This is a genomic window from Pantoea sp. C1E2, assembly GCF_056491465.1.
Genome location: NZ_JBSZHT010000002.1, coordinates 1,106,259 through 1,132,747 on the forward strand (window position 1 = coordinate 1,106,259; position 26,489 = coordinate 1,132,747).

Here is a 26,489-nt window from a genome sequence, read left to right on the forward strand (position 1 = left end):
CGTGGTCTGGAGAGAAAGATGCCCCGATTGAAAGTGCCTCTGGTCTGGCTGCTGGCCGGTTGGCTTGTGACCGCAACCTGCCAGGCTCAAGCCGTTTCGCTGGCCTTTATATCCGGCGAGGAGCTGCAACTTACGCGAGCCGAACTGCAGAATCATCAGGCTGCGCCGCAGACGGAACAGGCGTGGCAACAACTCAAACAGGCGGCCGATCGCGCGCTTAAACAGCCAAACCCCAGCGTGACGCAGAAAGGGATGTTACCTCCCAGCGGTTCCCGCCATGATTATCTCAGCCTGAGCGCCTACTGGTGGCCGGATCCCGCTAAGCCGAATGGCTTGCCTTGGGTGCGCCGCGATGGCGAGGTCAACCCGGCGAGTAAAAACGACCAAAGCGATGGTGTGCGTCTGGCCCGTTTCACTGCGGATGTGCAGGTTTTGGCACTTGCCTGGTACTTTTCCGGCGACACCCGTTATGCAGCGAAAGCCCAATCGATGATTCGCAGCTGGTTTATCGATCCAGCTACCCGCATGAATCCCAACCTTAATTTTGCTCAGGGCGTGCCGGGTAAGGCACAGGGCCGACATACTGGCGTGCTGGATGGGCGTTACTTTGCCACGCGCGTGGTGGATGCACTGCAGCTACTGCAAGATTCGCCCGGCTGGCACCAACAGGATCAGGTTGCATTACACGCATGGTTTAGCGATTACCTTGACTGGCTACTGCACAGTAAGCTGGCACAAGGCGAGCGTGATGCACCTAATAATCATGGCAGCTGGTATGCCGCACAGGTGGCGGGCATTGCGTGGTATTTGCATCAACCTCAGGTGATTAAGCAGATGGTGATATTAGCTCAGGATAAAATAGCCGGGCAAATTCGTGCGGACGGAACGCAGCCAATGGAACTGGCACGCACACGCTCGTTCCATTACAGCTATTTCAATTTGCAGGCACTGACAAACGTCGCGCAACTGGCGCAGCGCAGTGGAACCGGCGATCTCTGGCATTATCATCAGCAGAGCGGTTCATTGTTGAGTGCGCTGGATTATATGGCTCCTTTTAGCGATGACAGCAAAATCTGGCCATGGAAAAACCGCGATCGTGTCAGTCTGCGCTTGATTCCACTGCTCTCGCTTGCGGATAGCAGCCTGAATAGCGACCGCTACCAGCGATGGATCCACCGCGCGATTGAAATGCATTCGGCGGCCAATATCAGCGCAGCAGAAGCGCGAGGTGCGGAAAGAGAAGCACTGCGTGATATTTGGTTGTTATCGCGGCCACCCACGCATCTGTGATGGTCAGATTACATTCGAGGCTGTGTGCTGTTGAGCATTAAACCCATCGACGCCCTGTGTGCAGCATCGGCATCGCCAATCATGATCGCTTCGTAAATCTTGCGGTGTTCATCCAGAAAAATATCCTGCGCGCTGGAGGGCCAGGTGAAGAAGCACTTAAAGATGGTTTCAAGCAGATTACCAAACGGGATGTAAAAACAGTTGTCCGTGGAGTGAAAGATCAGACGATGAAAGGCGCTATCCACCTCCAGCCAGCGAGCAAGATCGAAGGAGCTTGCGGCGCAAACGGCGATCATTTCGCGGAATAACACTGAAAGTTCAGTGCGTTGTGACTGTGTAGCGTGTAACGCAGCCAGCCTGGCGGCCTGCGGTTCAATGGCCTCACGAAATGCCAGAAACTGTTGATACATCTCTGCTGTTGATTCGATGCCCTTCATCCATTCCAGCAGTTGCACATCAAGCAGATTCCAGTACGTGCGGTCACGTACATGCGTGCCGAGTTTGGGGCGCGATTCCAATAATCCTTTCGAAGATAATAGTTTGAGTGCTTCACGCACGGCAGTTCGGCTGACGCCAAAGTGGCTGCACAGCTCGACTTCGCTGGGCAGAACATCACCGGCCTTAAGCGTTCCAGATAGAATTTTTTGCGCGAGGTCACCGGCGATATGAACATCCAGACCGCGCTGTCCTGAGGTGATGGCTGCAAATTGCATGGTTTTTGTTTTACCGGAAGTCAGACATAACCCGATACTAGCCAGGGATTATGAATACAGGTAGGTGAAACAGTCCCAGATAAAACTGAAATAAGGCAAAAAAAAGGCCAGCGTAAGCTGGCCCTGGGAACGCGGGGGAAATTAACGACCGTTGCGGGTCAGTTGATCCAGATCGGATTCAATTTCAGCGATCTTATTCGATACCACGTTTTCCAGATGACGCAGATCCGCGAGGATTTTGCGTTTCAAATCGACTTCAACCTGATCGCGCTGGCAAATCTGATCCAGTTCGTCGATCACGTAACGCAGGTTCGGGCTGATTTCCTGTACTTCTTTATAGCCCTGGCTGGTGTGATCGGCCACGACGGTTTTGCGCTGACGCGGGTATTTGAACTTCACGCTTTTCGCGAAAAATTCACCTTTGTCTTTGCGGAAGTAGATTTTCAGGATGTCGTTGCTGGCTTCCTGACGCAGGCTGTAACGGTCGATGTCTTCAGGAGAGCTGATACCTAAGCTTTTCAGGTTGTCGTACATAGCGTTTATATTCCATCTAAGAGTGGGTGAGCGCGCAGGACTATCATCATCATTCGGGATGCAGCAGAAACGCAGCAACCGGAACGCTTACGGCATACTTAATCAACTGTAGACACAAAAACCGGGATGAACAGTGCGCGACCGGAGTTAACTGGCGCGGATTATGAACTGTTTGAAAAATAAACGCACCAGTTAATTCGCGGCGCGAAGCAGGTAGTTGGGGCGAGAGTGTAAAGAAATGATTACGGGCCTGAATACAGGCCCGTCGGCAGGGTTATCGGACTAAATCAGGGTTTAGTCGATGGTACGCAGCAGTTCGTTAATACCGGTTTTAGCCAGAGTTTTGGCGTCCACTTTCTTCACGATCACGGCACAGTACAGGCTGTAGCTACCATCTTTAGACGGCAGGTTGCCTGATACCACCACGGAACCTGCTGGAACGCGGCCGTAATGCACTTCGCCGGTTTCACGATCGTAGATTTTGGTGCTCTGACCGATGTAAACACCCATGGAGATCACTGAACCTTCTTCAACGATTACGCCTTCAACGATCTCGGAACGTGCGCCGATGAAGCAGTTGTCTTCGATGATGGTTGGGTTCGCCTGCAGTGGCTCCAGAACACCACCGATGCCAACGCCGCCTGACAGGTGAACGTTTTTACCGATCTGCGCGCAAGAACCTACGGTCGCCCAGGTGTCAACCATGGTGCCTTCATCAACGAAAGCGCCGATGTTAACGTAAGAGGGCATCAGCACGGTATTACGAGCGATGAACGCGCCCTGACGCACGGCTGCTGGTGGTACCACGCGGAAACCGGCGTTCTTGAAGCGTGCTTCATCCCAGTTAGCGAACTTCATTGGCACTTTGTCGTAGAAGCGGGTTTCTGCGCCGTCAATCACCTGATTGTCATTGATGCGGAAAGACAACAGCACCGCTTTCTTCAGCCACTGATGCGTTACCCACTCTCCGTTGATCTTTTCAGACACGCGCAGTTCGCCGCTATCCAGCAGGCCAATTACCTGTTCGATAGCTTCACGGGTCACGCTGTCCACGCTCGCTGGCGTGATATCGGCGCGGCGCTCAAAGGCAGATTCAATAACGCTCTGTAACTGTTGCATATTTTTTTCCTGATTCTGTCATAACGGAATGCACGCCAAAAAGCGTACATAGTAAAATTGCCTGGCAAACATCATTCACGTTGCAGGACAAAACACAAAGTGTTTTGAACAGCGCTCGCGCTGGCCCCGCAGGGGTGAGGCCAAAGGCCGAATCACGCGGCGACGCAGTGAATCCCCGGGAGCATACATCAGTATGTGATCGGGGTGAGCGAGGAAAGCCAACGCACCTGCAGCGTTAAGGATGGAAGCCAGGTCACAGTTTATCGTTTGGATTGAGGGCCTCTGTCAACCGTTGTTGCAGCACATTGCGCATTTCTACATCAAGTGCGCGTCGCTCGCTGTCCGCAAGGATGAAAAGATCCTCAACCCGTTCGCCAATCGTACTGATGCGCGCGCCGTGCAGTGAAACGCCGAGGTCGGCAAACACTTCCCCAACACGCGCCAGCAAGCCTGGCTGATCCAGCGCCACCAATTCCAGATAACTCCGACGGTCGGTATGCGTCGGCAGGAAATTCACTTCGGTATCGACACTAAAGTGCTTGAGGCGTGCAGACTGGCGACGTGTGCGCGGCGGCACCCATTCGGTTTGGGTAATCGCTTGTTCCAGCGCCTGCATAATCATCGGATGGCGATCGGCGGCCAGCGGGCTGCCATCCGGCTCCAGCACAATAAAGGTATCCATTGCCATGCCGTCGCGGCTGGTAAAGATCTGGGCATCGTGCACGCTCAGATTTCGGCGGTCCAGTTCACCGGCTACTGCGGCAAACAGGTGAGGGCGGTCCGGGCTCCAGATGAAAATTTCAGTTCCACCGCGTGTGGCCTGTGGGCTGACCAGTACCAGCGGTTTGGTGAGGTCGTGGTCGATCAGATGACGCGCGTGCCATGCCAGCTGATTTGGCGTGTGACGCAGGAAATAGTCAGCACGGCAGCGGCTCCAGATATGGTGCAAACGCTCTTCGTTGAGGTTTTCCATACGCAACAGCGCGAGGGCCTGTAAACGGTGATGACGCACGCGTTCGCGTAAATCCGGGCTGTTTTCCATGCCGCGACGCAGCTGTTTTTCAGTCGCGAAGAACAGTTCGCGCAGCAGGCTCTGCTTCCAGCTGTTCCACAGACTCTCGTTGGTGGCGCAGATGTCGGCGACGGTGAGACACACCAGATAACGCAGGCGGTTTTCATTCTGCATCACTTCGGCGAATTGCTGGATTACCGTCGGATCCTGAATATCGCGGCGCTGGGCGGTGACTGACATCAGCAGATGATGGCGCACCAGCCAGGCCACCAACTGCGTTTCCCGCGAGTTGAGCCCATGCAATTCAGCAAAATCAAGCGCGTCCTGCGCCCCCAGAATCGAGTGATCACCGCCGCGCCCTTTGGCGATATCGTGCAGCAGGGCGGCCATCAGTAACAATTCGATTTGCGGCAAACGCGGCCAGAGTTCAACACATAATGGGTGCATCGGACGCGTGGCTTCGTTGGCGAAGCTTTCCAGCTTTTGCAGGACGCGAATGGTGTGCTCATCCACCGTGTAGGCATGGAACAAGTCAAACTGCATCTGTCCGACAATATTGCCCCACAGCGGCGTATACGCCCAAAGGACACTGTGGCGATGCATCGGCACCAGCGCACGCTTCACTGCACCCGGATGGCGCAGAATCGACATAAAGGTCTCGCGCGCTTCAGCAATCTGGCACAGCGGCTGCTTCAAATGGCGACGCGCATGGCGCAAATGACGTAGCGTGGTGGAGTAAATGCCGGTGATGTTCTCATTACGCACCATCACGTAGAACATGCGCAGAATTGCCTGCGGTTCACGTTCGAACAGCGTGGGATCGCGCAGATCGATCAAATTGCCGCGCAGCTGAAAATCATCATCGATGCTGCGCGGTTTCTCAGTAGTGGAGAGGGCGAGGATCGCTTCGTCAAACAGCTGCAGCAGCATCTGATTGAGTTCACCAATGCGGCGTGTCACCCGGTAAAAGTCTTTCATCATGCGCTCAACCGGCTCATTGCCTTCGCCGAGATAGTTGAGCCGCTGTGCCACAGTCAATTGGCGATCAAACAACAAACGGTTGTCGTAACGCGTCAATGTTAGGTGCAGCGCAAAGCGAATGCGCCAGAGGAACATTTGGCACTCATTGATTTCATTGCGCTCGGCTTCGGTGATAAAGCCAAATCCGACCATTTCATCCATGGTGGTCGCGCCAAAATGACGGCGCGCAACCCACTGCAGGGTGTGAATATCGCGCAGGCCGCCGGGGCTGCTTTTAATGTCTGGTTCGAGGTTGTAACTGGTGCCGTGATAGCGCTGATGGCGCTCTTGCTGCTCTTCGATTTTGGCGGCAAAGAAGCGCGATGATGGCCAGAAACCATCGCTGAAAATGTTCTTTTGTAGCTCAAGGAACAGAGCGACATCGCCAGTCAGCATGCGGGATTCAATCAGATTGGTGGCCACGGTGAGATCCGATAAGCCTTCCAGTAAGCACTCTTCCAACGTACGTACGCTATGGCCAACTTCGAGCTTTAAATCCCACATCAGCGTCAGTAGTTCGCTGGTGCGCTGTGCGGCGGCGTCATCCAGTGGCTGGCGGCTGAGAATCAAGACATCGATATCGGAGAGGGGATGTAGTTCACCGCGTCCGTAGCCGCCCACCGCGACCAAGGCAATTTCTTTCATCTTATCGAAGCCGTAGAAACGCCACAGACGGCGCAACAGGCGATCGATAAACAGGGTACGAACGTCAATCAACGATTCGACATCCGTACCCGCATCGAAGGCCACGCCCAGATGCTGCTGAAATTGCTCAAGGTAAAGTTTTATTTTGTCACGCTTCAGGGCTTCATCAGGCCAGCTGGCGGGGGAATCGGTCAGGCCTTTGTGTACTGCTTCGGTCACGCTACCACTCATCGACATGCCTCGTAAGCGCCAAAAAAAAGGCCGGCATTAAGCCGGCCTGGTACTGTCTTCAAGAACGTTACGCGTTATTTTCGAGCACCGCAGCAATGGTGTCATCTTCACGCAGCGTAAGAATCTCACAGCCGTTTTCTGTCACCACAATAGTATGCTCATACTGCGCGGACAAGCTGCGATCTTTGGTTTTTACGGTCCAGCCATCCTTCATTGTGCGGATACGATAATCACCGGCATTGACCATCGGCTCGACGGTAAAGGTCATCCCCGCCTGCAACACCACGCCGCCGTCATCGGCATCGTAATGCAGCACCTGCGGCTCTTCATGGAAACCTTTGCCGATGCCGTGGCCGCAATACTCGCGCACCACCGAGAAATCCTGCGCTTCAACATATTGCTGGATGGCACGGCCCAGCTCACGCAGGCGGATGCCCGGCTTTACCAGACGCAGCGCAATGTAGAGGCTTTCCTGGGTGACACGACACAGTCGCTCGCCTTGAATGGTCGGTTTGCCCACGATGAACATTTTTGAGGTATCGCCGTGATACTCATCTTTGATAACCGTGACGTCGACGTTGACCACATCGCCATCTTTCAAGACGCGATCATCGCTCGGGATGCCGTGGCACACCACTTCATTGACCGAAATACACACTGATTTCGGGAAGCCGTGATAGCCAAGGCACGCTGAGATAGCCTGCTGCTTGTTAGTGATGTGATCGTGGCACAGGCGGTCGAGTTCGCCCGTGGTCACACCCGGCACCACGTGCGGGGCGATCATTTCCAGCACTTCAGCAGCCAGACGGCCTGCCACGCGCATTTTTTCGATTTCTTCAGGGGTTTTAATTGAAATGGCCATTAAATAATCCGCAATCGCCGACATTTTCGACAATAATGAGTTCTGTGGCAGTCATGTTAGCAGCCAGCAATTAGGCTGCCAAATCGGGATTGTCCACGCCTGTCGACGCTAACTACTATTGGCGTATTCCTGCGCATTATGGTATAAAGCGCGCCGACGATTCTCTGTCACCTTCCTGGCTGGCGAGAAACGCATAAAACTCACTTTGTGTACTAAAACACACATGTATCGACACATACTCCGGGGTGCCTTGAAAGAGGTCGGTTGTATGGGATACATGGAGGCCCAACCCCAATCATACTTTAGAGGTAATCATGGCAACTGTATCAATGCGCGACATGCTCAAGGCTGGTGTTCACTTCGGTCACCAGACCCGTTACTGGAACCCGAAAATGAAGCCATTCATCTTCGGCGCACGTAACAAGGTTCACATCATCAACCTTGAGCAAACTGTACCTATGTTCAACGACGCTCTGGCTGAGTTGCAGAAGATTTCTTCACGTAAAGGCAAAATCCTTTTCGTTGGTACTAAGCGCGCTGCTGCCGAATCTATTAAAGAGTCAGCTCTGAGCTGCGACCAGTTCTTCGTTAACCACCGCTGGTTGGGTGGCATGCTGACTAACTGGAAAACTGTTCGCCAGTCAATCAAGCGTTTGAAAGATCTAGAGTCTCAGTCTCAGGACGGTACTTTCGACAAACTGACCAAGAAAGAAGCGCTGATGCGCACTCGTGAACTGGCCAAGCTGGAAAACAGCCTGGGCGGTATCAAAGATATGGGCGGTCTGCCGGATGCACTGTTTGTAGTTGATGCTGATCACGAACACATCGCTATCAAAGAAGCAAACAACCTGGGTATCCCAGTATTTGCTATCGTTGATACTAACTCTGATCCAGATGGCGTTGATTTCGTTATCCCAGGTAACGACGATGCGATCCGTGCTGTAAGCCTGTACCTGACTGCTGTTGCGACTACCGTGCGCGAAGGCCGTTCACAGGACCTGGCTGAGCAGGCTGAAGAAGCTTCAGAAGCTTAATAAGGTTCGCTCTTTCTAAGAGCCCTTAGACATCAGATGTTATCTGTTAAGGGGGCCGCACAGGCCCCTTTTATTTATCTAAGTTTGCCACGCTCCCTATGGGTGAGCGGGGCAGAGTAAATTTTCCGCAACAAGTTTCTGACAGTGTGAATGCACACAGAGACGAATCGAGGATTTTGGAATGGCTGAAATTACCGCTGCATTGGTAAAAGAACTGCGTGAGCGTACTGGCGCAGGCATGATGGACTGCAAAAAAGCGCTGACTGAAGCGAACGGCGACATCGAGCTGGCGATTGAGAACATGCGTAAATCTGGCGCGATCAAAGCCGCTAAGAAAGCAGGCAACGTTGCTGCTGACGGCGTGATCAAAACCAAAATCGCTGATGGTTTCGCACTGATTCTGGAAGTGAACTGCCAGACCGACTTCGTTGCTAAAGATGCTGGTTTCCAGGCTTTCGCAGACAAAGTACTGGACGCAGCTGTTGCTGGTAAAGTGACTGATGTTGAAGCTCTGAAAGCGCAGTTCGAAGAAGAACGCGTAGCGCTGGTTGCTAAAATCGGTGAGAACATCAACATCCGTCGTGTTGCTATCCTGGAAGGCGCTCAGCTGAACAGCTATCAGCACGGTGCACGTATCGGCGTAGTGGTTTCTACCACCGGTGCTGACGAAGAGCTGAGCAAGCAAGTTGCTATGCACGTTGCTGCAAGCAAGCCAGAATTCGTTAAGCCAGAAGACGTGTCTGCTGATGTGGTTGAGAAAGAGTACCAGGTTCAGCTGGACATCGCCATGCAGTCTGGCAAGCCTAAAGAAATCGCAGAGAAAATGGTTGAAGGCCGCATGAAGAAATTCACCGGCGAAGTTTCTCTGACCGGTCAGGCTTTCGTCATCGACCCAAGCAAAACCGTTGGCCAGGCTCTGAAAGAGAAAGGCGCAGACGTAATTAACTTCATCCGCTTCGAAGTGGGCGAAGGCATCGAGAAAGTTGAAGCTGACTTCGCAGCAGAAGTTGCTGCAATGTCTAAACAGTCTTAATGCTCCGAAAGAACCGCCGGAAGGCGGTTCTTTTTTGTCTGCGTTTTGCGTGGACCACTTTTCAGTCTCATCCCAATAGCTTTTTTCGTTCGCTAAGCGGATGATCGATCAGATTTAACTTCTCATTCATCATATCTTCCAGGAAGAATTGACCATGGCGACCAACGCAAAACCTGTATATCAACGTATCCTGCTAAAACTGAGTGGCGAAGCACTGCAAGGTGCCGAAGGTTTTGGTATTGACGCGAGCGTGCTTGACCGTATGGCGCAAGAGGTGAAAGAGCTGGTTGAGCTGGGCATCCAGGTGGGTGTGGTTATTGGTGGCGGTAACCTGTTCCGTGGCGCAGGCCTGGCTCAGGCAGGCATGAACCGTGTGGTCGGCGATCATATGGGCATGCTGGCAACCGTGATGAACGGTCTGGCAATGCGTGACGCATTGCATCGTGCGTATGTTAACGCGCGTCTGATGTCCGCGATTCCGCTGAATGGCGTGTGTGATAACTACAGCTGGGCAGAAGCGATCAGCCTGCTGCGCAATAACCGCGTGGTGATCTTCGCCGCCGGTACGGGTAACCCGTTCTTTACCACTGACTCAGCCGCTTGCCTGCGTGGCATCGAAATCGAAGCCGATGTGGTGCTGAAAGCCACCAAAGTTGACGGTGTTTATTCAGATGACCCGGTGAAAAACCCGGACGCTACACTGTATGAACAGCTGACTTATGGCGAAGTACTGGATAAAGAGCTGAAAGTCATGGATCTGGCGGCCTTTACGCTGGCTCGTGACCATCAATTGCCGATCCGCGTCTTCAACATGAACAAGCCTGGCGCACTGCGTCGCGTAGTGATGGGTGAAAAAGAAGGCACCCTGATTACGCATTAATACCCGACGCAAGATAAAATAAGGTATATTCTGTTGGCGCGATGCAATGGCACCGCGCAGCTTTCAGGATGATCGATGTTTATCGATACCACTTCCGGGTTGCCCGGAAATGGCCAGGTCAAACCGAATCCAAGGGTTTTAACGTGATTAACGACATTAAAAAAGATGCCGACACGCGCATGGAAAAATGCGTGGATGCATTCAAAAACCAAATCAGCAAAGTGCGCACCGGTCGTGCTTCGCCTTCACTGCTCGACGGCATTATGGTTCCTTACTACGGTACACCTACGCCATTGCGTCAGCTGGCTAGCGTCACGGTAGAAGATTCTCGTACGCTGAAAATCAACGTGTTTGACCGCTCACTGAGCCCTGCCGTTGAAAAAGCCATTATGGCATCTGACCTGGGTCTGAACCCAAGCTCAGCAGGCACCGATATTCGTGTGCCACTGCCAGCGTTGACGGAAGAGCGTCGTAAGGACCTGATCAAGGTCGTGCGTGGCGAAGCGGAGCAGGGTCGTGTTTCTGTTCGTAACGTGCGCCGTGATGCTAATGACAAGATCAAAGCACTGCTGAAAGACAAAGAGATCAGCGAAGACGATGAACGTCGCTCGCAGGAAGAGATCCAGAAAATGACCGATGGCTACATCAAAAACCTTGATGCTGCATTGGCCGAAAAAGAAAAGGAACTGATGGATTTCTAATTCCCATCAGAACACCTATACCCAAAATAATTCAGGGTGCAGGAAGGCGGCAAGGGAATGAATTTCCAGGAGCTTACTCAGGTAAGTGACTGGGGTGAATGAGCTTAGCCAACGCACCTGCAACTTGAAGTATGACGGGTATAAAACGCCGTTCAGAGACGTTGTACGACTCTGGCGGCGTTTTACATTGTGCCTGGCGCTGTTGCAGGCACGATCCACGACGTCACAGGGATAGCATGATGAAGCGATTAACTCTGCTGGGTTCCACCGGCTCGATTGGTACCAGTACGCTGGCAGTCATCGCGGCCAATCCAGACCTGTATCAGGTCACCGCGCTGGTGGCGGGTCAAAACGTAGCGCTGATGGCTGAACAGTGTCAGCAATTTACCCCACGTTATGCGTCGATGTCTGATGAAGCCTCCGCACAGGCGCTGCGTGAGCGACTGAGAGCATTAAATCTTCATACCGAAGTGCTCTCCGGCGTTCAGGCGGCTTGCGAGCTGGCTGCATTGGATGAAGTGGATCAGGTGATGGCGGCCATCGTTGGTGCTTCTGGCCTGCAACCCACGCTTGCCGCGATTCGTGCCGGCAAAACTGTTTTACTCGCGAATAAAGAGTCACTTGTCACGTGCGGCCGCCTGTTTATGGAGGCGGTACGTCATCACAATGCCCAGTTGTTGCCGGTCGACAGCGAGCACAACGCCATTTTTCAGAGTTTACCCGCTTCCATACAGCATCAGTTGGGGTACGCTGATCTGCGAGAGAATGGCATTGATTCTATTCTCCTTACGGGATCGGGTGGTCCTTTTCGTGACACGCCATTAGCGGATTTGGCCGCCATGTCGCCAGATCAAGCGTGTGCACATCCGAACTGGTCAATGGGGCGTAAAATCTCTGTTGATTCGGCCACCATGATGAATAAAGGTCTTGAATACATTGAAGCCCGCTGGCTTTTTAATGCCACTGACGCACAGATGGAAGTCATCCTGCATCCGCAGTCGGTGATTCACTCCATGGTGCGTTACTGCGATGGCAGTGTGCTGGCGCAGCTAGGATCGCCTGATATGCGAACGCCTATCGCCCACAGTATGGCATGGCCAGCACGTATTTCGGCCGGTGTAACGCCACTCGATTTCACGCGAATGAAGTCACTGACGTTTGCTGAACCGGACTATGAGCGCTATCCCTGCCTGAAGCTGGCGATTGATGCTTGCTCAACAGGGCAGGCCGCCACCACCACGCTGAATGCGGCAAACGAAGTGGCCGTCGCGGCATTTCTGCAGCATCAGATTCGCTTTACCGACATCGCCGCCATTAACAGCGAAGTGCTGGCGTCCCTGGTGTGCCAGGAGCCGGGCAGCATTGAGGATGTGATGGAGATCGATCGGTTAGCGCGTATCTGTGCCACAGAATTGCTACCACGCTTTCGTTTAGCAGGTTGATACTTCCCGCTATTTGTTCGCTCAGGGTGAAAATGGTATAGTCGCTCGCTCGCGTTTTTCGGCCCGACATTGTTTCGATGTCATCTGGTAGCGATACCGGGGTTTGCCGCAGGCGCAATGTATTCAGAAACCACAGCATTTCTGATGAAAGGAATTATTACGCGTTATGTCGTCCAACAATCACAACACAATCGATGACGAGTCGTACTGCACGCCACGTCACGTGGCCATCATTATGGATGGTAATGGTCGCTGGGCAAAAAATCAGGGCAAACTGCGTATTTCAGGCCACAAAGCCGGGGTAAAATCAGTACGCCGGGCCGTCAGCTTTGCGGTCAGCCACAAACTGGAAGCGCTCACGCTCTACGCGTTCAGCAGTGAAAACTGGAGCCGACCGGTACAGGAAGTGACGGCCTTAATGGAATTGTTTGTCTGGGCGCTCGACAGCGAAGTCAAAAGCCTGCACAAACACAACGTGCGTCTGCGCGTGATTGGCGATATCAGTCGTTTCAATAATCGTATTCAGGAACGCATTCGTCGCGCCGAGGAACTGACTCAGCAAAATAATGGACTCACCCTCAACATTGCTGCCAACTATGGCGGCCGTTGGGATATTATCCAGGGTGCCAGAAAACTGGCTGAACAGGTTCAGGAAGGTTTATTACGTCCTGACCAGATAACCGAAGAAAGTCTGGCTCCGTATCTATGTATGCAGGAGCTGGCGCCGGTGGATTTAGTGATAAGGACCGGGGGAGAGCATCGGATTAGCAACTTCCTGCTGTGGCAGATCGCCTATGCTGAGTTTTGGTTTACCGATGTTCTTTGGCCTGATTTTGATGAACACGTTTTTGAAGGTGCACTGAATGCATTCTCTTCGCGGGAGCGACGCTTTGGCGGCGCGGCACCAGGCGGCGCCTGAGCAATCTGGGGGTAACCTTTGCTGAAGTCTCGTCTGATCACCGCGCTTATTTTGATTCCGCTGGTGATCGCTGCTCTGTTTTGGTTACCGCTGTCCGGATTTGCGATTACCACCATCATCATCTGTATGCTTGCCGCCTGGGAATGGGGGCAGTTTGCAGGTATGGCATCGCGTCAGCAACGTATCTGGCTGGCGGTGCTTTGCGGCCTGATACTCGCGGTGATGCTGTTTACCCTGCAACCCTACCAACGTAATCTTCATCAGTTCCAGATGGAAGGCTCCCTATGGGCTTCTCTGGGGTGGTGGATCGTCGCTCTGGTTCTGGTGCTCTTCTATCCTGCATCTGCCGCACTGTGGCGCCATTCGCGCCCATTACGCCTCATATTTGGTCTTCTGACCGTTATCCCCTTCTTCTGGGGCATGATGGCGCTGCGCCAATATCACTATGATACTGACCACTTCGCTGGTGCGTGGTGGCTGTTGTTTGTGATGTTCATCGTGTGGGGCGCAGACTCTGGTGCTTATATGTTTGGCCGTCTGTTCGGCAAACATAAGCTGGCACCCAAAGTTTCGCCGGGCAAAACATGGGAAGGCTTCTTTGGTGGTTTGCTCTCGTCAGCGATTATTGCGTGGCTGTTTGCGATGTTAGCGCCACTCACTGTCGCGCCAGGCACGTTGGTAATATGCGCCGTCATTGCCACACTGGCTTCCGTACTGGGCGACCTCACTGAAAGCATGTTCAAACGTGAAGCGGGCATCAAAGACAGCGGTAACTTGATTCCGGGTCACGGTGGTATCCTCGATCGTATCGATAGCCTGACCGCTGCGGTGCCGGTTTTTGCCTGCCTGCTGCTGCTGGTGTTCCGCACCCTCTGAGGATTAGCGACAATGTTGAGCATACTCTGGAGTTTTGTCGCCTTTATCGTGGCGCTTGGCGTACTGATCACCGTGCACGAATTTGGCCATTTTTGGGTCGCCCGCCGCTGCGGTGTCAAGGTCGAGCGTTTCTCGATTGGCTTTGGCAAAGCATTGTGGCGTCGCAGCGATCGTCAGGGCACCGAATATGTCATCGCGCTGATTCCACTCGGCGGCTACGTCAAAATGCTCGACGAGCGCGTTGAGAGCGTTCCTGCTGAATTGCGCCATCAAGCCTTCAACAACAAAACCGTGCTGCAACGTGCCTCAATCATTGCGGCTGGTCCTATCGCTAACTTCATCTTTGCCGTTTTTGCCTACTGGGTGGTCTTCATCCATGGCGTACCGGGTGTACGCCCGGTGGTTGGCGAAATTCTGAACGGATCCGTCGCTGCTGAAGCGCAAATTACCTCCGGTATGGAACTTAAAGCGGTAGATGGTATCGAAACGCCTGATTGGGATGCTGTGCGTATGGCGCTGATCGGTAAAATCGGCGACAGCAATGCCACGCTCACCGTCTCGCAATTTGGTGAAGAAGCCACGCAGCAGAAGCAGTTAGATTTGCGCGAATGGCAATTTGAACCAGATAAACAAGATCCGGTTGTCGCGTTAGGGATTCGTCCACGTGGGCCGCAGATTGAAACGACCTTAGCGGAAGTTCAGGCAAACTCACCGGCAAGCGTTGCCGGTTTGCAAGCGGGCGATAGGATCGTTAAAGTCGATGGTCAGCCGTTAACACAATGGCAGGCTTTTGCGGCACAGGTACGCGATAATCCGCGCAAAAACATGGCGCTGGATGTTGAACGAAACGGCGAACAGGTGGCGTTGACGCTAACGCCAGAAGCAAAACCGGGTAATGAAGCGGAAGGCTTCGCGGGTGTCATCCCGCGCGTGATTCCGCTGCCTGATGAGTACAAAACGGTAAGGCAGTACGGACCCTTTGCTGCAATTGGTGAAGCCAGTGTCAAAACCTGGCAGCTGATGAAGTTAACGGTCTCAATGCTGGGCAAGTTGATAACCGGGGATGTGAAGCTGAATAACCTGAGCGGGCCAATTTCGATTGCTCAGGGTGCGGGGTTATCAGCGGAGTACGGGGTGATTTACTATCTGATGTTCCTGGCGCTGATCAGCGTCAACCTAGGGATCATCAACCTGTTCCCTCTGCCGGTATTAGATGGTGGACATCTGCTCTTTCTGGCGATCGAAAAGATCAAAGGAGGACCGGTGTCCGAGCGAGTTCAGGACTTCAGTTATCGCATTGGCTCAATTTTGCTGGTGTTATTAATGGGGCTTGCACTTTTCAATGATTTCTCACGTCTGTAATAGCTGGAACGCAGACAGGCGCGGGATGTGTTAGGAAAACGCATAACAACGATGGCGATGAAAAAGTTGCTCATAGCGTCGCTGCTGTTCAGCAGCGCCACCGTTTACGGTGCAGACGATTTCGTAGTGAAGGACATTCATTTCGAAGGTCTCCAGCGAGTCGCCGTCGGCGCGGCTCTGCTCAGCATGCCCGTACGTGTCGGTGATACGATTTCTGACGACGACGTCAGAAACACCATTCGCTCACTGTTCGCCACTGGCAACTTTGAAGATGTGCAGGTTCTGCGCGACGGTACAACCCTGATTGTTCAGGTGAAAGAACGTCCGACCATTGCCAGCATCACTTTCTCCGGTAATAAAGCGGTGAAAGAAGAGCAACTGAAGCAGAACCTTGAAGCTTCGGGTGTGCGCGTCGGTGAAGCACTCGACCGCACCACGCTCTCTTCGATTGAGAAGGGCCTGGAAGACTTCTACTACAGCGTCGGTAAATACACCGCCAGCGTGAAAGCGATTGCGACACCGCTGCCGCGTAACCGTGTGGATCTGAAGTTCGTCTTCCAGGAAGGCGTTTCTGCTCAGATTCAGCAGATCAACATCGTCGGCAACAAAGCCTTTAGCTCTGACGAACTGATCTCGCGCTTCTCACTGCGTGATGAAGTGCCATGGTGGAACGTGGTAGGCGATCGTAAATACCAGAAACAAAAGCTGGCCGGGGATCTTGAGACCCTGCGTAGCTTCTATCTGGATCGCGGTTATGCGCGCTTCAACATCGATTCAACTCAGGTGAGCCTGACGCCAGATAAAAAAGGCATCTACATCACCGTGAACATCAACGAAGGCGATCAGTACAAGATTGCCGGCGTGATCGTGAACGGCAGCATGGCGGGCCATTCTGCTGAAATCGAAAAAATGACGCGTATTCCATCGGGTGAGCTGTATAACGGCACCAAAGTCACGCAGATGGAAGACGACATCAAAAAACTGCTGGGTCGTTATGGCTATGCCTATCCGCGTGTGGTGACACAGCCGGAAATTAACGACGCAGACAAAACCGTTAAACTGCATATCAATGTGGATGCCGGTAACCGTTATTACGTGCGTAAAGTGCGCTTCGAAGGTAACGATACGTCGAAAGATGCCGTGCTGCGCCGTGAGATGCGTCAGATGGAAGGCGCCTGGTTGGGCAGCGACCTGGTTGATCAGGGTAAAGAGCGTCTGAACCGTACCGGTTACTTTGAAACCGTCGATGTGGATACTCAGCGTGTGCCAGGTTCTCCGGACCAGGTAGACGTCGTTTACAAGGTTAAAGAGCGTAACACCGGTACCTTCAACTTTGGTGTCGGTTACGGTACTGAAAGTGGCGTCAGCTTCCAGGTGGGTGTGACCCAGGAAAACTGGCTCGGCACCGGCAATACCGTTGGCATCAGCGGTACTAAAAACGATTACCAAACCTATGCTGAATTCTCACTGACCGATCCGTATTTCACGGTCGACGGTGTGAGCCTTGGTGGTCGCGTATTCTATAACGACTTTAAAGCGGATGATGCTGATCTGTCTGACTACACCAACAGAAGTTATGGTGTGGATGGCACGTTGGGCTTCCCGGTTAATGAAAACAACACATTACGTGTCGGCCTGGGTTATGTGCATAACGACCTGTCTAACATGCAGCCGCAGGTTGCGATGTGGCGTTATCTTGACTCGGTTGGTCGTCATCAGGGTCTGAATGATGATGGTGATTTCTCAGCAGATGATTTCACCTTCAACTACGGTTGGACGTATAACACGCTTGACCGCGGTTTCTTCCCAACCAAGGGTAACCGTACCAACCTGAACGGCAAAGTGACCATTCCGGGTTCTGACAACGCCTTCTACAAAGCGACGTTGGATACCCAGCAGTACGTGCCATTGAACCGTGATGGCACCTGGGTGGTGCTGGGACGTGGCCGTGTAGGATATGGTGACGGGCTCGGTGGAAAAGAGATGCCGTTCTATGAGAACTTCTACGGCGGTGGTTCAAGTACGGTTCGTGGCTTCCAGTCCAATACCATTGGTCCGAAAGCTGCTTATCTGAACGATCACTCGTCCACCTGTAATCTGACCGATGCTAACGGTATCTGTAAGTCAGATGACGCGGTGGGTGGTAACGCCATGGCGATTGCCAGCCTTGAGCTGATCACGCCAACGCCGTTCCTGAGCGAGAAATACGCTAACTCAGTCCGTACTTCGGTGTTTATGGACGCCGGTACTGTCTGGGATACCAAATGGCAGAACACCGCAGAAACACGTGCGGCGGGGATTCCGGACTACAGCGATCCGAATAACATTCGTGTCTCTGCGGGTGTCGCCCTGCAATGGATGTCGCCATTAGGTCCGCTGGTATTCTCATATGCTCAGCCGATGAAGAAAGTCGAGGGAGACAAGTCAGAGCAGTTCCAGTTTAACATTGGTAAAACCTGGTAAGGCTCTGAACAAGGAAGTGAATATACCGTCTTGCATCCGTGTCGCGCATGAGCGTGACACGCTGCAAACACACACGTTGAGGTAAGGAGTTTATAGTGAAAAAGTTGTTCTGTGCTGCTGCTCTGGGTGTTGCATTAGCTGCTTCTGCGGGTGCCCAGGCGGCCGATAAAATCGCCGTCGTGAACCTGAGCCAGGTTTTCCAGCAATCTCCGCAGCGTGCCGCTGTTGCTAAACAGCTTGAGGGTGAGTTCTCAAGCCGTGCTTCTGACCTCCAGTCGCAGCAGCAGAAAATCCAGGGCGAAATCCAGGATCTGCAGCGTAATGCGTCAACCATGAAGGCCAGCGACCGCACCAAGAAAGAGAAGCAGATTGCTTCTGAGCGTGCTGCCTTTGAACAGAAAGCGCAGGCTTTCGACAAAGACAACCAGACTCGTCAGATGCAGGAGCGTAACAAGCTGCTGGCTAAAATCCAGACCGCTGTACAGTCTGTAGCGAAAAGCGATGGTTACGATCTGGTGCTGGATTCTCAGGCCGTTCTGTACTCTTCTGCTGATGCTAAAGACATCACTGCTGACGTTGTAAAACAGGTTAAATAATCGATGTCATCAATTCGACTGGCTGATTTAGCCCAGCAGTTGGATGCAGAATTGCACGGAGATGGCGATATCGTCATCTCCGGCATTGCTTCTATGCAATCCGCCACCACTGGTCAAATCACTTTTCTTGCAAACAGCCGCTACCGCGAGCAGCTCGCTCATATCCAGGCTTCAGCCGTGGTGCTGACGGAAGCGGATCTGGAGTGGTGTAAAACCGCTGCCCTGGTGGTGAAAAATCCTTACCTTACGTACGCTCGCATGGCACAACTGCTGGACACAACGCCGCAGCCCGCGCAGAATATTGCGCCCAGTGCGGTGATCGATCCGACAGCGACGCTGGGTAAGAACGTTTCGGTGGGTGCGAATGCGGTGATCGAATCTGGCGTTGAGCTGGGTGACGACGTCGTAATTGGCGCAGGATGTTTTGTTGGTAAGCAGACGCGTATCGGTCGCGGCTCACGTTTGTGGGCTAACGTCACGATTTACCACGAGATCCAGATTGGTCAGGATTGTCTGATTCAATCCGGCACCGTTATCGGCGCCGATGGTTTCGGGTATGCTAACGACCGTGGCAATTGGGTGAAAATTCCACAGCTGGGTACTGTTGTGATTGGGGATCGGGTAGAAATTGGTGCCTGTACCACTATCGATCGCGGTGCACTGGATAACACTCTGATCGGCAATGGTGTTATCATAGACAACCAGTGTCAGATTGCGCACAACGTTGTGATTGGAGATAACACGGCCGTTGCGGGCGGTGTGATCATGGCGGGTAGTCTGAAGATTGGACGTTATTGTATGATTGGCGGCGCCAGCGTCATTAACGGCCATATGGAAATCTGTGACAAAGTGACCGTAACGGGCATGGGCATGGTAATGCGCCCGATCACAGAGCCTGGGGTATACTCATCGGGTATCCCACTGCAACCCAACAAAACCTGGCGTAAAACGGCAGCCCTGGTGATGAATATCGATGAAATAAGCAAACGCTTAAAAGCCATCGAACGTAAGGTCGGCAAAGACGACTAAACGCATCCCAGCTACCCGCTTTCATAAAAAAGCAGCGTACTCTCTGCCTCTTTCGGTTTACCCGGGAAAGGCGGAAGGTCTCTCAAGAAAGCGTTACGCCACCGAACTGATTTGCGGCCTGCGGAGGATCATTTTGATCTGTGCAGGCCGTGTTATTATTGCCATCAGATTTTTTAGGACAGGAAGAGTATTTTGACAACTGAAACGCATACTCTGAAAATCGAAGAGATTTTAGAACTGCTGCCGCACCGCTATCCGTTCTTGCTGGTTGACCGCGTGCTGGAATTTGAAGAGCATAAATATCTGCGTGCGGTGAAGAACGTTTCTGTTAATGAACCGTTTTTCCAGGGACACTTCCCTGGTAAGCCGATTTTCCCAGGCGTTCTGATTCTGGAAGCAATGGCGCAGGCAACGGGTATTCTGGCGTTCAAAAGCGTTGGGAAACTGGAACCGGGCGAGCTGTACTACTTCGCCGGTATCGACGAAGCCCGCTTCAAACGTCCAGTGGTACCGGGCGATCAGATGATTATGGAAGTGACCTTCGAGAAAACTCGTCGTGGTCTGACGCGCTTCAAAGGCGTGGCAACTGTAGACGGCAAGATTGTCTGTGAAGCGACCATGATGTGTGCCCGTAGCCGGGAGGCATAATTAGTGATTGATTCAACCGCCAACATTCATCCCAGTTCCGTCATTGAAGAAGGTGCCGTCATCGGCGCCAATGTTCACATCGGCCCGTTCTGCTTTGTCGGCGCTAACGTGGAAATTGGTGAAGGTACGGTGCTCAAATCGCACGTGGTGGTGAACGGCCACACGCGCATTGGCAAAGATAATCAGATCTATCAGTTTGCTTCGATTGGTGAAGTGAACCAGGACCTGAAATATGCCGGTGAACCGACCCGTGTTGAAATCGGCGATCGTAACCGCATCCGCGAGAGCGTCACCATTCATCGTGGCACCACGCAGGGCGGCAACCTTACCAAAATTGGCAGTGATAACCTGCTGATGGTCAATGCGCACATTGCGCATGACTGTGTGATTGGTAACCGTTGCATCTTCGCCAACAACGCCACGCTGGGCGGCCATGTCACCGTAGATGATTTCGCGATCATCGGCGGCATGACGGCTGTGCACCAGTGGTGCACCATTGGCGCACATGTGATGGTTGGTGGTTGTTCAGGCGTCGCCCAGGATGTGCCGCCGTACGTTATCGCGCAGGGTAACCACGCGACGCCGTTCGGTATTAACATCGAAGGTCTTAAGCGTCGTGGCTTTAGCAAAGAAGCACTGCACGCCATTCGCAATGCGTACAAGCTGCTTTACCGCAGTGGTAAAACGCTGGATGAAGTGAAACCAGAGATTGAAGAGCTGGCAAAACAACATAGCGAAGTACAGCCTTTCTACGACTTCTTTGCTCGTTCAACACGTGGATTGATTCGTTAATCCATGTCAGTGCGTCCCTTAACGATTGCCCTGGTCGCCGGAGAAACCTCCGGCGATATTCTTGGTGCAGGTCTCATTCGTGCGTTAAAAGCGCGTCATCCTGATGCCCGCTTTGTGGGTGTTGCCGGTCCGCTCATGCAAGCTGAGGGCTGTGAAGCCTGGTATGAGATGGAAGAGCTGGCGGTGATGGGCATTGTTGAAGTGCTCGGTCGCTTGCGTCGCTTGCTAAAAATTCGCAAGGATTTGACGCAACGCTTCACCGAACTCAAGCCGGATGTGTTTGTTGGCATTGATGCGCCAGACTTTAACATCACGCTGGAAGGCAGCCTGAAGCGCAAGGGTATTCGCACCATTCATTACGTCAGTCCCTCGGTTTGGGCCTGGCGGCAAAAGCGTGTGTTCAAAATTGGCCGTAACACCAATCTGGTATTGGCGTTTTTGCCGTTTGAAAAAGCGTTTTACGATCGATTCAATGTACCTTGCCGCTTTATCGGTCACACCATGGCCGATGCGATGCCGCTGCAGCCGGATAAGTCCGCTGCGCGACATGAATTAAGTATCGCTGACGATGCTATTTGCCTTGGCTTGTTGCCGGGCAGCCGTGGTGCAGAAGTGGAAATGCTAAGTGCAGATTTCCTGCGTGCGGCGCAGTTGCTGCGTCAGCGCTATCCCACGCTGGAAATCGTCGTGCCGCTAGTGAACGCCAAACGTCGTGAACAGTTTGAGCAGATTAAAGCTGAAGTGGCGCCTGAGCTGCCCATGCATTTGCTGGATGGCAAAGGCCGTCAGGCCATGATCGCCAGCGATGCGGCGATTCTCGCCTCGGGCACTGCCGCGCTGGAATGCATGCTGGCGAAGTGTCCGATGGTGGTGGGTTACCGCATGAAGCCTTTCACCTTCTGGTTAGCAAAACGTCTGGTGAAAACACCGTATGTTTCGCTGCCCAATCTGCTGGCGGGCCGGGAATTGGTCAAAGAGCTGTTGCAGGAAGAGTGTCAGCCGGAAGCCCTCGCGGCAGCGCTTGAGCCGTTATTGCATGCCGGGCCAGAGCGCGATGTGCTGCTGAATACCTTCAACGAATTACATCAACAGATTCGCTGGAATGCCGATGAGCAGGCCGCGGATGCCGTACTGGAGATCGTCAATGGCTGAGTTTATCTACCCTAACGCGCAGCGCATTGCCGGCGTCGATGAAGTGGGGCGTGGCCCGCTGGTAGGTGCCGTTGTCACCGCCGCAGTTATCCTCGATCCCGCTAATCCGATTAAAGGTTTGGCCGATTCGAAAAAACTCTCTGAAAAGCGCCGACTGGCGCTGTATGACGAGATCAAAGAGAAAGCGCTGGCCTGGAGCCTCGGTCGTGCGGAGCCTGAAGAGATTGATCAGCTCAACATCCTGCATGCCACTATGCTGGCGATGCAGCGTGCGGTAGCGGGTTTGCCTGTTACGCCTGACTTTGTCTTGATCGATGGCAATCGTTGCCCGGCATTGCCGATGCCATCTCAGGCGGTAGTGAAGGGTGATAGTCTGGTGCAAGAGATCAGCGCGGCCTCGATCATTGCTAAAGTGACACGCGATCGTGAGATGGCGGAGCTTGATCTGCTGTTCCCGCAATATGGTTTTGCCCAGCACAAGGGCTATCCGACGGCGTTGCACATGGAAAAACTGACGCAGTTTGGTGCCACGCCACATCATCGTCGCAGCTTTGCGCCGGTGCGTAATGCCCTGATGGATGCTGATGTGCTGGCCGCGCGTCAGCCGACTACGCTTTAATAGCCTGACGCTGTTTTAACCGGAAACTGATATGGCTGAACCTCGTTTTATACATCTGCGCGTACATAGCGACTATTCGATGGTTGATGGCCTGGCGAAAACCAAGCCACTGGTCAAGAAGGCGGCTGCGCTGGGCATGCCAGCCATCGCGATTACCGATTACATCAACCTTTGCGGGTTGGTGCGTTTTTACGGTAGTGCGCACGATGCCGGTGTTAAGCCAATCATCGGTGCTGACTTCCATGTCGCCAGCGAATTGATGGGCGATGAGCTGACCCAGCTCACGGTGCTTGCCGCCAACAACACCGGTTATCAAAATCTGACGCTGTTGATTTCACGTGCCTATCAGCGTGGCTATGGCATTGCCGGCCCGATTATCGACCGTGACTGGCTGGTTGAGCTGGGTGAAGGCATCATTTTGCTCTCCGGTGGGCGCAAGGGCGATGTTGGCCGCAGCTTGCTACGCGGCAACAGTGCGCTGGTGTCGCAATGCCTCAGTTTCTATCAGGAACATTTTCCCAATCGTTATTACCTCGAATTAACGCGTACCGGTCGTGCCGATGAAGAGGCTTATCTGCATGCTGCCGTAGAGTTAGCGATTGCCGAAGGTGTGCCGGTGGTGGCCACTAACGAAGTCTGTTTCCTTAATGAGGCCGATTTTGACGCGCATGAAATTCGTGTCGCCATTCACGACGGCTATACGTTGGACGATCCCAAGCGTCCACGCCTTTACAGTCCTCAGCAATATATGCGCAGCGAAGAGGAGATGTGCGAGCTGTTCTCGGACATCCCTGAAGCGTTAGAAAACAGCGTAGAGATTGCTAAGCGTTGTAACGTCACGGTGCGCCTTGGCGAGTACTTCCTGCCACAGTTCCCAACCGGCGAGATGACCACCGAAGACTTCCTGGTGGCGAAATCACGAGAAGGGCTGGAAGAGCGTCTGGAGTTTCTATTCCCGGATGACAAGGTGCGCGCTGAGAAGCGACCAGAATATGATGAACGTCTTGAGATCGAACTCAACGTTATCAACCAGATGGGATTCCCTGGCTACTTCCTGATCGTCATGGAATTTATCCAGTGGTCGAAGGATAACGGTATTCCTGTGGGGCCGGGCCGTGGTTCGGGTGCGGGTTCTCTGGTCGCGTATGCGTTGAAAATCACTGACCTCGATCCGCTGGAATTTGACCTGCTGTTCGAACGCTTCCTGAATCCGGAACGCGTATCGATGCCTGACTTCGACGTCGATTTCTGCATGGAGAAGCGCGATCAGGTGATCGATCACGTCGCCGAAATGTACGGGCGCGAAGCGGTTTCGCAGATCATCACCTTCGGTACCATGGCGGCGAAAGCGGTAATTCGCGACGTGGGACGCGTGCTCGGTCATCCGTATGGCTTTGTGGATCGCATCTCCAAACTGATCCCGCCCGATCCGGGCATGACGCTGGAAAAAGCCTTCGAAGCGGAACCGCAACTGCCGGAAATTTACGAGGCAGATGAAGAGGTCAAAGCGCTGATCGATATGGCGCGCAAGCTGGAAGGTGTCACGCGTAACGCCGGTAAACACGCCGGTGGTGTGGTAATCGCGCCGACCAAAATCACCGATTTTGCCCCGCTTTACTGTGATGAAAACGGCCAGTTCCCTGTCACCCAGTTTGATAAGAATGATGTGGAATATGCCGGCCTGGTGAAGTTTGACTTCCTTGGCCTGCGTACGCTCACCATCATTGACTGGGCGCTGAAGATGATTAACCCGCGCCGTGCCAAAGAAGGGCTGGAGCCGATTGATATCGCCGCCATCCCGCTGGAAGACAAGAAAAGCTTCGATATGCTGCAGCGTTCGGAAACCACGGCGGTATTCCAGCTTGAATCGCGCGGCATGAAAGACCTGATCAAACGTCTAAAGCCGGACTGCTTTGAAGATATGATCGCACTGGTGGCACTGTTCCGTCCGGGACCGCTGCAATCAGGCATGGTTGACAACTTTATTGACCGTAAGCACGGCCGTGAAGAGATTTCCTATCCGGATATTCAGTGGCAGCACGAAACCCTGAAGCCGGTGCTGGAACCGACCTATGGCATCATCCTGTATCAGGAACAGGTGATGCAGATTGCCCAGGTGCTGTCCGGTTACACCCTTGGCGGCGCGGATATGTTGCGTCGTGCAATGGGTAAGAAAAAGCCGGAAGAGATGGCTAAGCAACGTTCTGTGTTCCAGGACGGTGCGGAGAGCATGGGTGTTAACGGCGAACTCTCGATGAAGATCTTCGATCTGGTAGAGAAGTTTGCTGGTTATGGCTTTAACAAGTCACACTCCGCCGCCTACGCGCTGGTGTCATACCAAACGCTGTGGCTGAAGGCGCACTATCCGGCCGAATTTATGGCCGCGGTAATGACGGCGGATATGGATAACACCGAAAAGGTCGTTGGCCTGGTGGATGAATGCTGGCGTATGGGCTTGAAAGTACTGCCGCCAGATATCAACTCCGGCTTGTATCCCTTCCACGTGAATGAAGAAGGTGAAATCGTCTACGGCATCGGCGCGATTAAAGGCGTGGGTGAAGGGCCGATTGAAGCGATCATCGAGGCGCGTAACGAAGGCGGCTACTTCAAGGAGCTGTTTGATCTTTGCGCGCGTACTGATACGAAAAAGATTAACCGCCGTGTGATGGAAAAACTGATCATGTCGGGCGCGTTTGATCGCCTCGGACCGCATCGCGCAGCCCTGATGAGCGCACTCAGCGATGCACTGAAAGCTGCGGATCAGCACGCAAAAGCAGAAGCGACCGGACAAGCCGACATGTTTGGCGTACTGGCCGAAGAGCCTGAGCAGGTGGAGAAGTCTTACACCAACATCACGCCATGGCCGGAACAAATTCAGTTAGATGGTGAACGTGAGACGCTGGGTCTATATCTTACTGGCCATCCGATTAATCAGTATTTGAAAGAAATCGATCGCTACGTTGGCGGCATGCGCCTGAAGGACATGCATCCGACGGATCGTGGTAAAGTAACCATCGCGGCGGGGCTGGTGATTGCCGCTCGCGTGATGGTTACGAAACGCGGCAACCGAATTGGTATCTGTACTCTCGACGATCGCTCAGGTCGTCTGGAAGTGATGTTATTTACCGATGCGTTAGATAAATACCAGCAGTTGCTGGAGAAAGACCGTATCCTGATCGTCAGTGGACAGGTCAGCTTTGATGACTTTAGCGGTGGCCTTAAAATGACCGCTCGAGAAGTGATGGACATCGACGAAGCGCGGGAAAAATACGCGCGCGGACTTGCTATCTCGCTGACGGACAGGCAAATTGATGACCAGCTTTTAAACCGTCTCCGCCAGTCTCTGGAGCCTCATCGCTCCGGGACCATTCCGGTGCATCTCTATTATCAGAGAGCAGATGCGCGGGCGAAGCTGCGCTTTGGTGCAGCGTGGCGTATTTCGCCCAGCGATCGTTTACTCAACGATTTGCGGTCGTTAGTAGGATCGGAGCAGGTGGAACTGGAGTTTGACTAAAAC

22 protein-coding genes are annotated in these 26,489 nt (G+C 53.2%); 17 read left to right on the forward strand and 5 right to left on the reverse strand.

From position 1 onward, the window contains the following. Nucleotides 1-18 precede the first annotated feature (18 nt). Entirely contained in the window at nt 19-1,290 is a 1,272-nt protein-coding gene (locus tag ACXI0A_RS05245; protein WP_476150020.1) for an alginate lyase family protein, read from the forward strand. Nucleotides 1,291-1,298: 8 nt separating this feature from the next. On the opposite strand, the gene ACXI0A_RS05250 is transcribed toward ACXI0A_RS05245, so the two are convergent. From ACXI0A_RS05250 to map, 5 genes are all read right to left on the reverse strand, one after another. Further along, nucleotides 1,299-2,003 carry a GntR family transcriptional regulator gene (locus ACXI0A_RS05250; protein ID WP_476150019.1) on the reverse strand — a complete coding sequence of 235 codons (705 nt, stop codon included), beginning with the start codon at nt 2,001-2,003 and terminating at the stop codon, nt 1,299-1,301. A 141-nt stretch (nt 2,004-2,144) separates the two neighbouring features. Beyond that, complete coding sequence (locus ACXI0A_RS05255) at nt 2,145-2,537, reverse strand: DUF3461 family protein (RefSeq protein WP_034829501.1); 393 nt, start codon at nt 2,535-2,537, stop codon at nt 2,145-2,147. 294 nt (nt 2,538-2,831) lie between these two features. Further along, entirely contained in the window at nt 2,832-3,656 is an 825-nt protein-coding gene (gene dapD, locus ACXI0A_RS05260; RefSeq protein WP_034829499.1) for a 2,3,4,5-tetrahydropyridine-2,6-dicarboxylate N-succinyltransferase, read from the reverse strand. A gap of 253 nt (nt 3,657-3,909) precedes the next feature. Next, nucleotides 3,910-6,564, reverse strand: a complete 2,655-nt coding sequence (gene glnD / locus ACXI0A_RS05265) for a bifunctional uridylyltransferase/uridylyl-removing protein GlnD (protein WP_476150016.1) — start codon at nt 6,562-6,564, stop codon at nt 3,910-3,912. Between the two features lie 67 nt (nt 6,565-6,631). Further along, nucleotides 6,632-7,426 (reverse strand): type I methionyl aminopeptidase, encoded by a 795-nt coding sequence (map, locus tag ACXI0A_RS05270; RefSeq protein WP_034829494.1) that lies wholly within the window; start codon nt 7,424-7,426, stop codon nt 6,632-6,634. A gap of 314 nt (nt 7,427-7,740) precedes the next feature. On the opposite strand from map, the gene rpsB reads away from it, so the two are divergent. The 16 genes from rpsB to dnaE all read left to right on the forward strand — a co-directional run bounded on the left by rpsB (nt 7,741) and on the right by dnaE (nt 26,486). Then, nucleotides 7,741-8,460 carry a 30S ribosomal protein S2 gene (gene rpsB / locus ACXI0A_RS05275; RefSeq protein ID WP_224935488.1) on the forward strand — a complete coding sequence of 240 codons (720 nt, stop codon included), beginning with the start codon at nt 7,741-7,743 and terminating at the stop codon, nt 8,458-8,460. A gap of 181 nt (nt 8,461-8,641) precedes the next feature. Next, entirely contained in the window at nt 8,642-9,493 is an 852-nt protein-coding gene (gene tsf, locus ACXI0A_RS05280; protein WP_166934125.1) for a translation elongation factor Ts, read from the forward strand. A gap of 154 nt (nt 9,494-9,647) precedes the next feature. Beyond that, complete coding sequence (gene pyrH, locus ACXI0A_RS05285) at nt 9,648-10,373, forward strand: UMP kinase (RefSeq protein ID WP_034829488.1); 726 nt, start codon at nt 9,648-9,650, stop codon at nt 10,371-10,373. Between the two features lie 143 nt (nt 10,374-10,516). Then, the gene (frr, locus tag ACXI0A_RS05290; RefSeq protein WP_224935486.1) at nt 10,517-11,074 is read left to right on the forward strand and encodes a ribosome recycling factor; all 558 of its coding nucleotides are present in this window, start codon (nt 10,517-10,519) and stop codon (nt 11,072-11,074) included. Between the two features lie 239 nt (nt 11,075-11,313). Continuing rightward, the gene (ispC, locus tag ACXI0A_RS05295) at nt 11,314-12,516 is read left to right on the forward strand and encodes a 1-deoxy-D-xylulose-5-phosphate reductoisomerase (RefSeq protein WP_476151150.1); all 1,203 of its coding nucleotides are present in this window, start codon (nt 11,314-11,316) and stop codon (nt 12,514-12,516) included. A 166-nt stretch (nt 12,517-12,682) separates the two neighbouring features. Then, nucleotides 12,683-13,435, forward strand: a complete 753-nt coding sequence (gene ispU, locus ACXI0A_RS05300) for a (2E,6E)-farnesyl-diphosphate-specific ditrans,polycis-undecaprenyl-diphosphate synthase (RefSeq protein WP_034829480.1) — start codon at nt 12,683-12,685, stop codon at nt 13,433-13,435. 18 nt (nt 13,436-13,453) lie between these two features. Beyond that, a complete protein-coding gene (cdsA, locus tag ACXI0A_RS05305) occupies nt 13,454-14,311 on the forward strand; it encodes a phosphatidate cytidylyltransferase (protein WP_224935482.1) in 858 nt (285 codons plus the stop codon). Nucleotides 14,312-14,323: 12 nt separating this feature from the next. Next, on the forward strand, nt 14,324-15,673 hold the full coding sequence (rseP, locus tag ACXI0A_RS05310) for a sigma E protease regulator RseP (protein ID WP_224935480.1): 1,350 nt from the start codon (nt 14,324-14,326) through the stop codon (nt 15,671-15,673). A 51-nt stretch (nt 15,674-15,724) separates the two neighbouring features. Further along, nucleotides 15,725-18,136, forward strand: a complete 2,412-nt coding sequence (gene bamA, locus ACXI0A_RS05315; protein ID WP_224935503.1) for an outer membrane protein assembly factor BamA — start codon at nt 15,725-15,727, stop codon at nt 18,134-18,136. A 95-nt stretch (nt 18,137-18,231) separates the two neighbouring features. Beyond that, on the forward strand, nt 18,232-18,732 hold the full coding sequence (locus ACXI0A_RS05320) for an OmpH family outer membrane protein (RefSeq protein ID WP_224935478.1): 501 nt from the start codon (nt 18,232-18,234) through the stop codon (nt 18,730-18,732). A 3-nt stretch (nt 18,733-18,735) separates the two neighbouring features. After that, nucleotides 18,736-19,761 (forward strand): UDP-3-O-(3-hydroxymyristoyl)glucosamine N-acyltransferase, encoded by a 1,026-nt coding sequence (gene lpxD, locus ACXI0A_RS05325; protein WP_224935476.1) that lies wholly within the window; start codon nt 18,736-18,738, stop codon nt 19,759-19,761. Between the two features lie 192 nt (nt 19,762-19,953). Continuing rightward, a complete protein-coding gene (gene fabZ / locus ACXI0A_RS05330) occupies nt 19,954-20,409 on the forward strand; it encodes a 3-hydroxyacyl-ACP dehydratase FabZ (protein WP_013507953.1) in 456 nt (151 codons plus the stop codon). A 3-nt stretch (nt 20,410-20,412) separates the two neighbouring features. After that, entirely contained in the window at nt 20,413-21,201 is a 789-nt protein-coding gene (lpxA, locus tag ACXI0A_RS05335) for an acyl-ACP--UDP-N-acetylglucosamine O-acyltransferase (protein ID WP_045832791.1), read from the forward strand. A gap of 3 nt (nt 21,202-21,204) precedes the next feature. Continuing rightward, nucleotides 21,205-22,353 carry a lipid-A-disaccharide synthase gene (lpxB, locus tag ACXI0A_RS05340; protein WP_476150011.1) on the forward strand — a complete coding sequence of 383 codons (1,149 nt, stop codon included), beginning with the start codon at nt 21,205-21,207 and terminating at the stop codon, nt 22,351-22,353. After that, on the forward strand, nt 22,346-22,972 hold the full coding sequence (rnhB, locus tag ACXI0A_RS05345) for a ribonuclease HII (RefSeq protein WP_476150010.1): 627 nt from the start codon (nt 22,346-22,348) through the stop codon (nt 22,970-22,972). The genes lpxB and rnhB overlap by 8 nt, the downstream gene beginning before the upstream one ends. A gap of 31 nt (nt 22,973-23,003) precedes the next feature. Next, a complete protein-coding gene (gene dnaE / locus ACXI0A_RS05350; protein ID WP_224935470.1) occupies nt 23,004-26,486 on the forward strand; it encodes a DNA polymerase III subunit alpha in 3,483 nt (1,160 codons plus the stop codon). The last annotated feature ends 3 nt before the right edge of the window (nt 26,487-26,489 follow it).

Bases quoted from the DNA above. Each gene is read 5' to 3' on its own strand.
- ACXI0A_RS05245 (WP_476150020.1), top strand. From the start codon at position 19: ATGCCCCGATTGAAAGTGCCTCTGGTCTGGCTGCTGGCCGGTTGGCTT.
- ACXI0A_RS05250 (WP_476150019.1), bottom strand. From the start codon at position 2,003: ATGCAATTTGCAGCCATCACCTCAGGACAGCGCGGTCTGGATGTTCAT.
- ACXI0A_RS05255 (WP_034829501.1), bottom strand. From the start codon at position 2,537: ATGTACGACAACCTGAAAAGCTTAGGTATCAGCTCTCCTGAAGACATC.
- dapD (WP_034829499.1), bottom strand. From the start codon at position 3,656: ATGCAACAGTTACAGAGCGTTATTGAATCTGCCTTTGAGCGCCGCGCC.
- glnD (WP_476150016.1), bottom strand. From the start codon at position 6,564: ATGAGTGGTAGCGTGACCGAAGCAGTACACAAAGGCCTGACCGATTCC.
- map (WP_034829494.1), bottom strand. From the start codon at position 7,426: ATGGCCATTTCAATTAAAACCCCTGAAGAAATCGAAAAAATGCGCGTG.
- rpsB (WP_224935488.1), top strand. From the start codon at position 7,741: ATGGCAACTGTATCAATGCGCGACATGCTCAAGGCTGGTGTTCACTTC.
- tsf (WP_166934125.1), top strand. From the start codon at position 8,642: ATGGCTGAAATTACCGCTGCATTGGTAAAAGAACTGCGTGAGCGTACT.
- pyrH (WP_034829488.1), top strand. From the start codon at position 9,648: ATGGCGACCAACGCAAAACCTGTATATCAACGTATCCTGCTAAAACTG.
- ispC (WP_476151150.1), top strand. From the start codon at position 11,314: ATGAAGCGATTAACTCTGCTGGGTTCCACCGGCTCGATTGGTACCAGT.
- ispU (WP_034829480.1), top strand. From the start codon at position 12,683: ATGTCGTCCAACAATCACAACACAATCGATGACGAGTCGTACTGCACG.
- rseP (WP_224935480.1), top strand. From the start codon at position 14,324: ATGTTGAGCATACTCTGGAGTTTTGTCGCCTTTATCGTGGCGCTTGGC.
- bamA (WP_224935503.1), top strand. From the start codon at position 15,725: ATGGCGATGAAAAAGTTGCTCATAGCGTCGCTGCTGTTCAGCAGCGCC.
- lpxD (WP_224935476.1), top strand. From the start codon at position 18,736: ATGTCATCAATTCGACTGGCTGATTTAGCCCAGCAGTTGGATGCAGAA.
- lpxB (WP_476150011.1), top strand. From the start codon at position 21,205: ATGTCAGTGCGTCCCTTAACGATTGCCCTGGTCGCCGGAGAAACCTCC.
- rnhB (WP_476150010.1), top strand. From the start codon at position 22,346: ATGGCTGAGTTTATCTACCCTAACGCGCAGCGCATTGCCGGCGTCGAT.
- dnaE (WP_224935470.1), top strand. From the start codon at position 23,004: ATGGCTGAACCTCGTTTTATACATCTGCGCGTACATAGCGACTATTCG.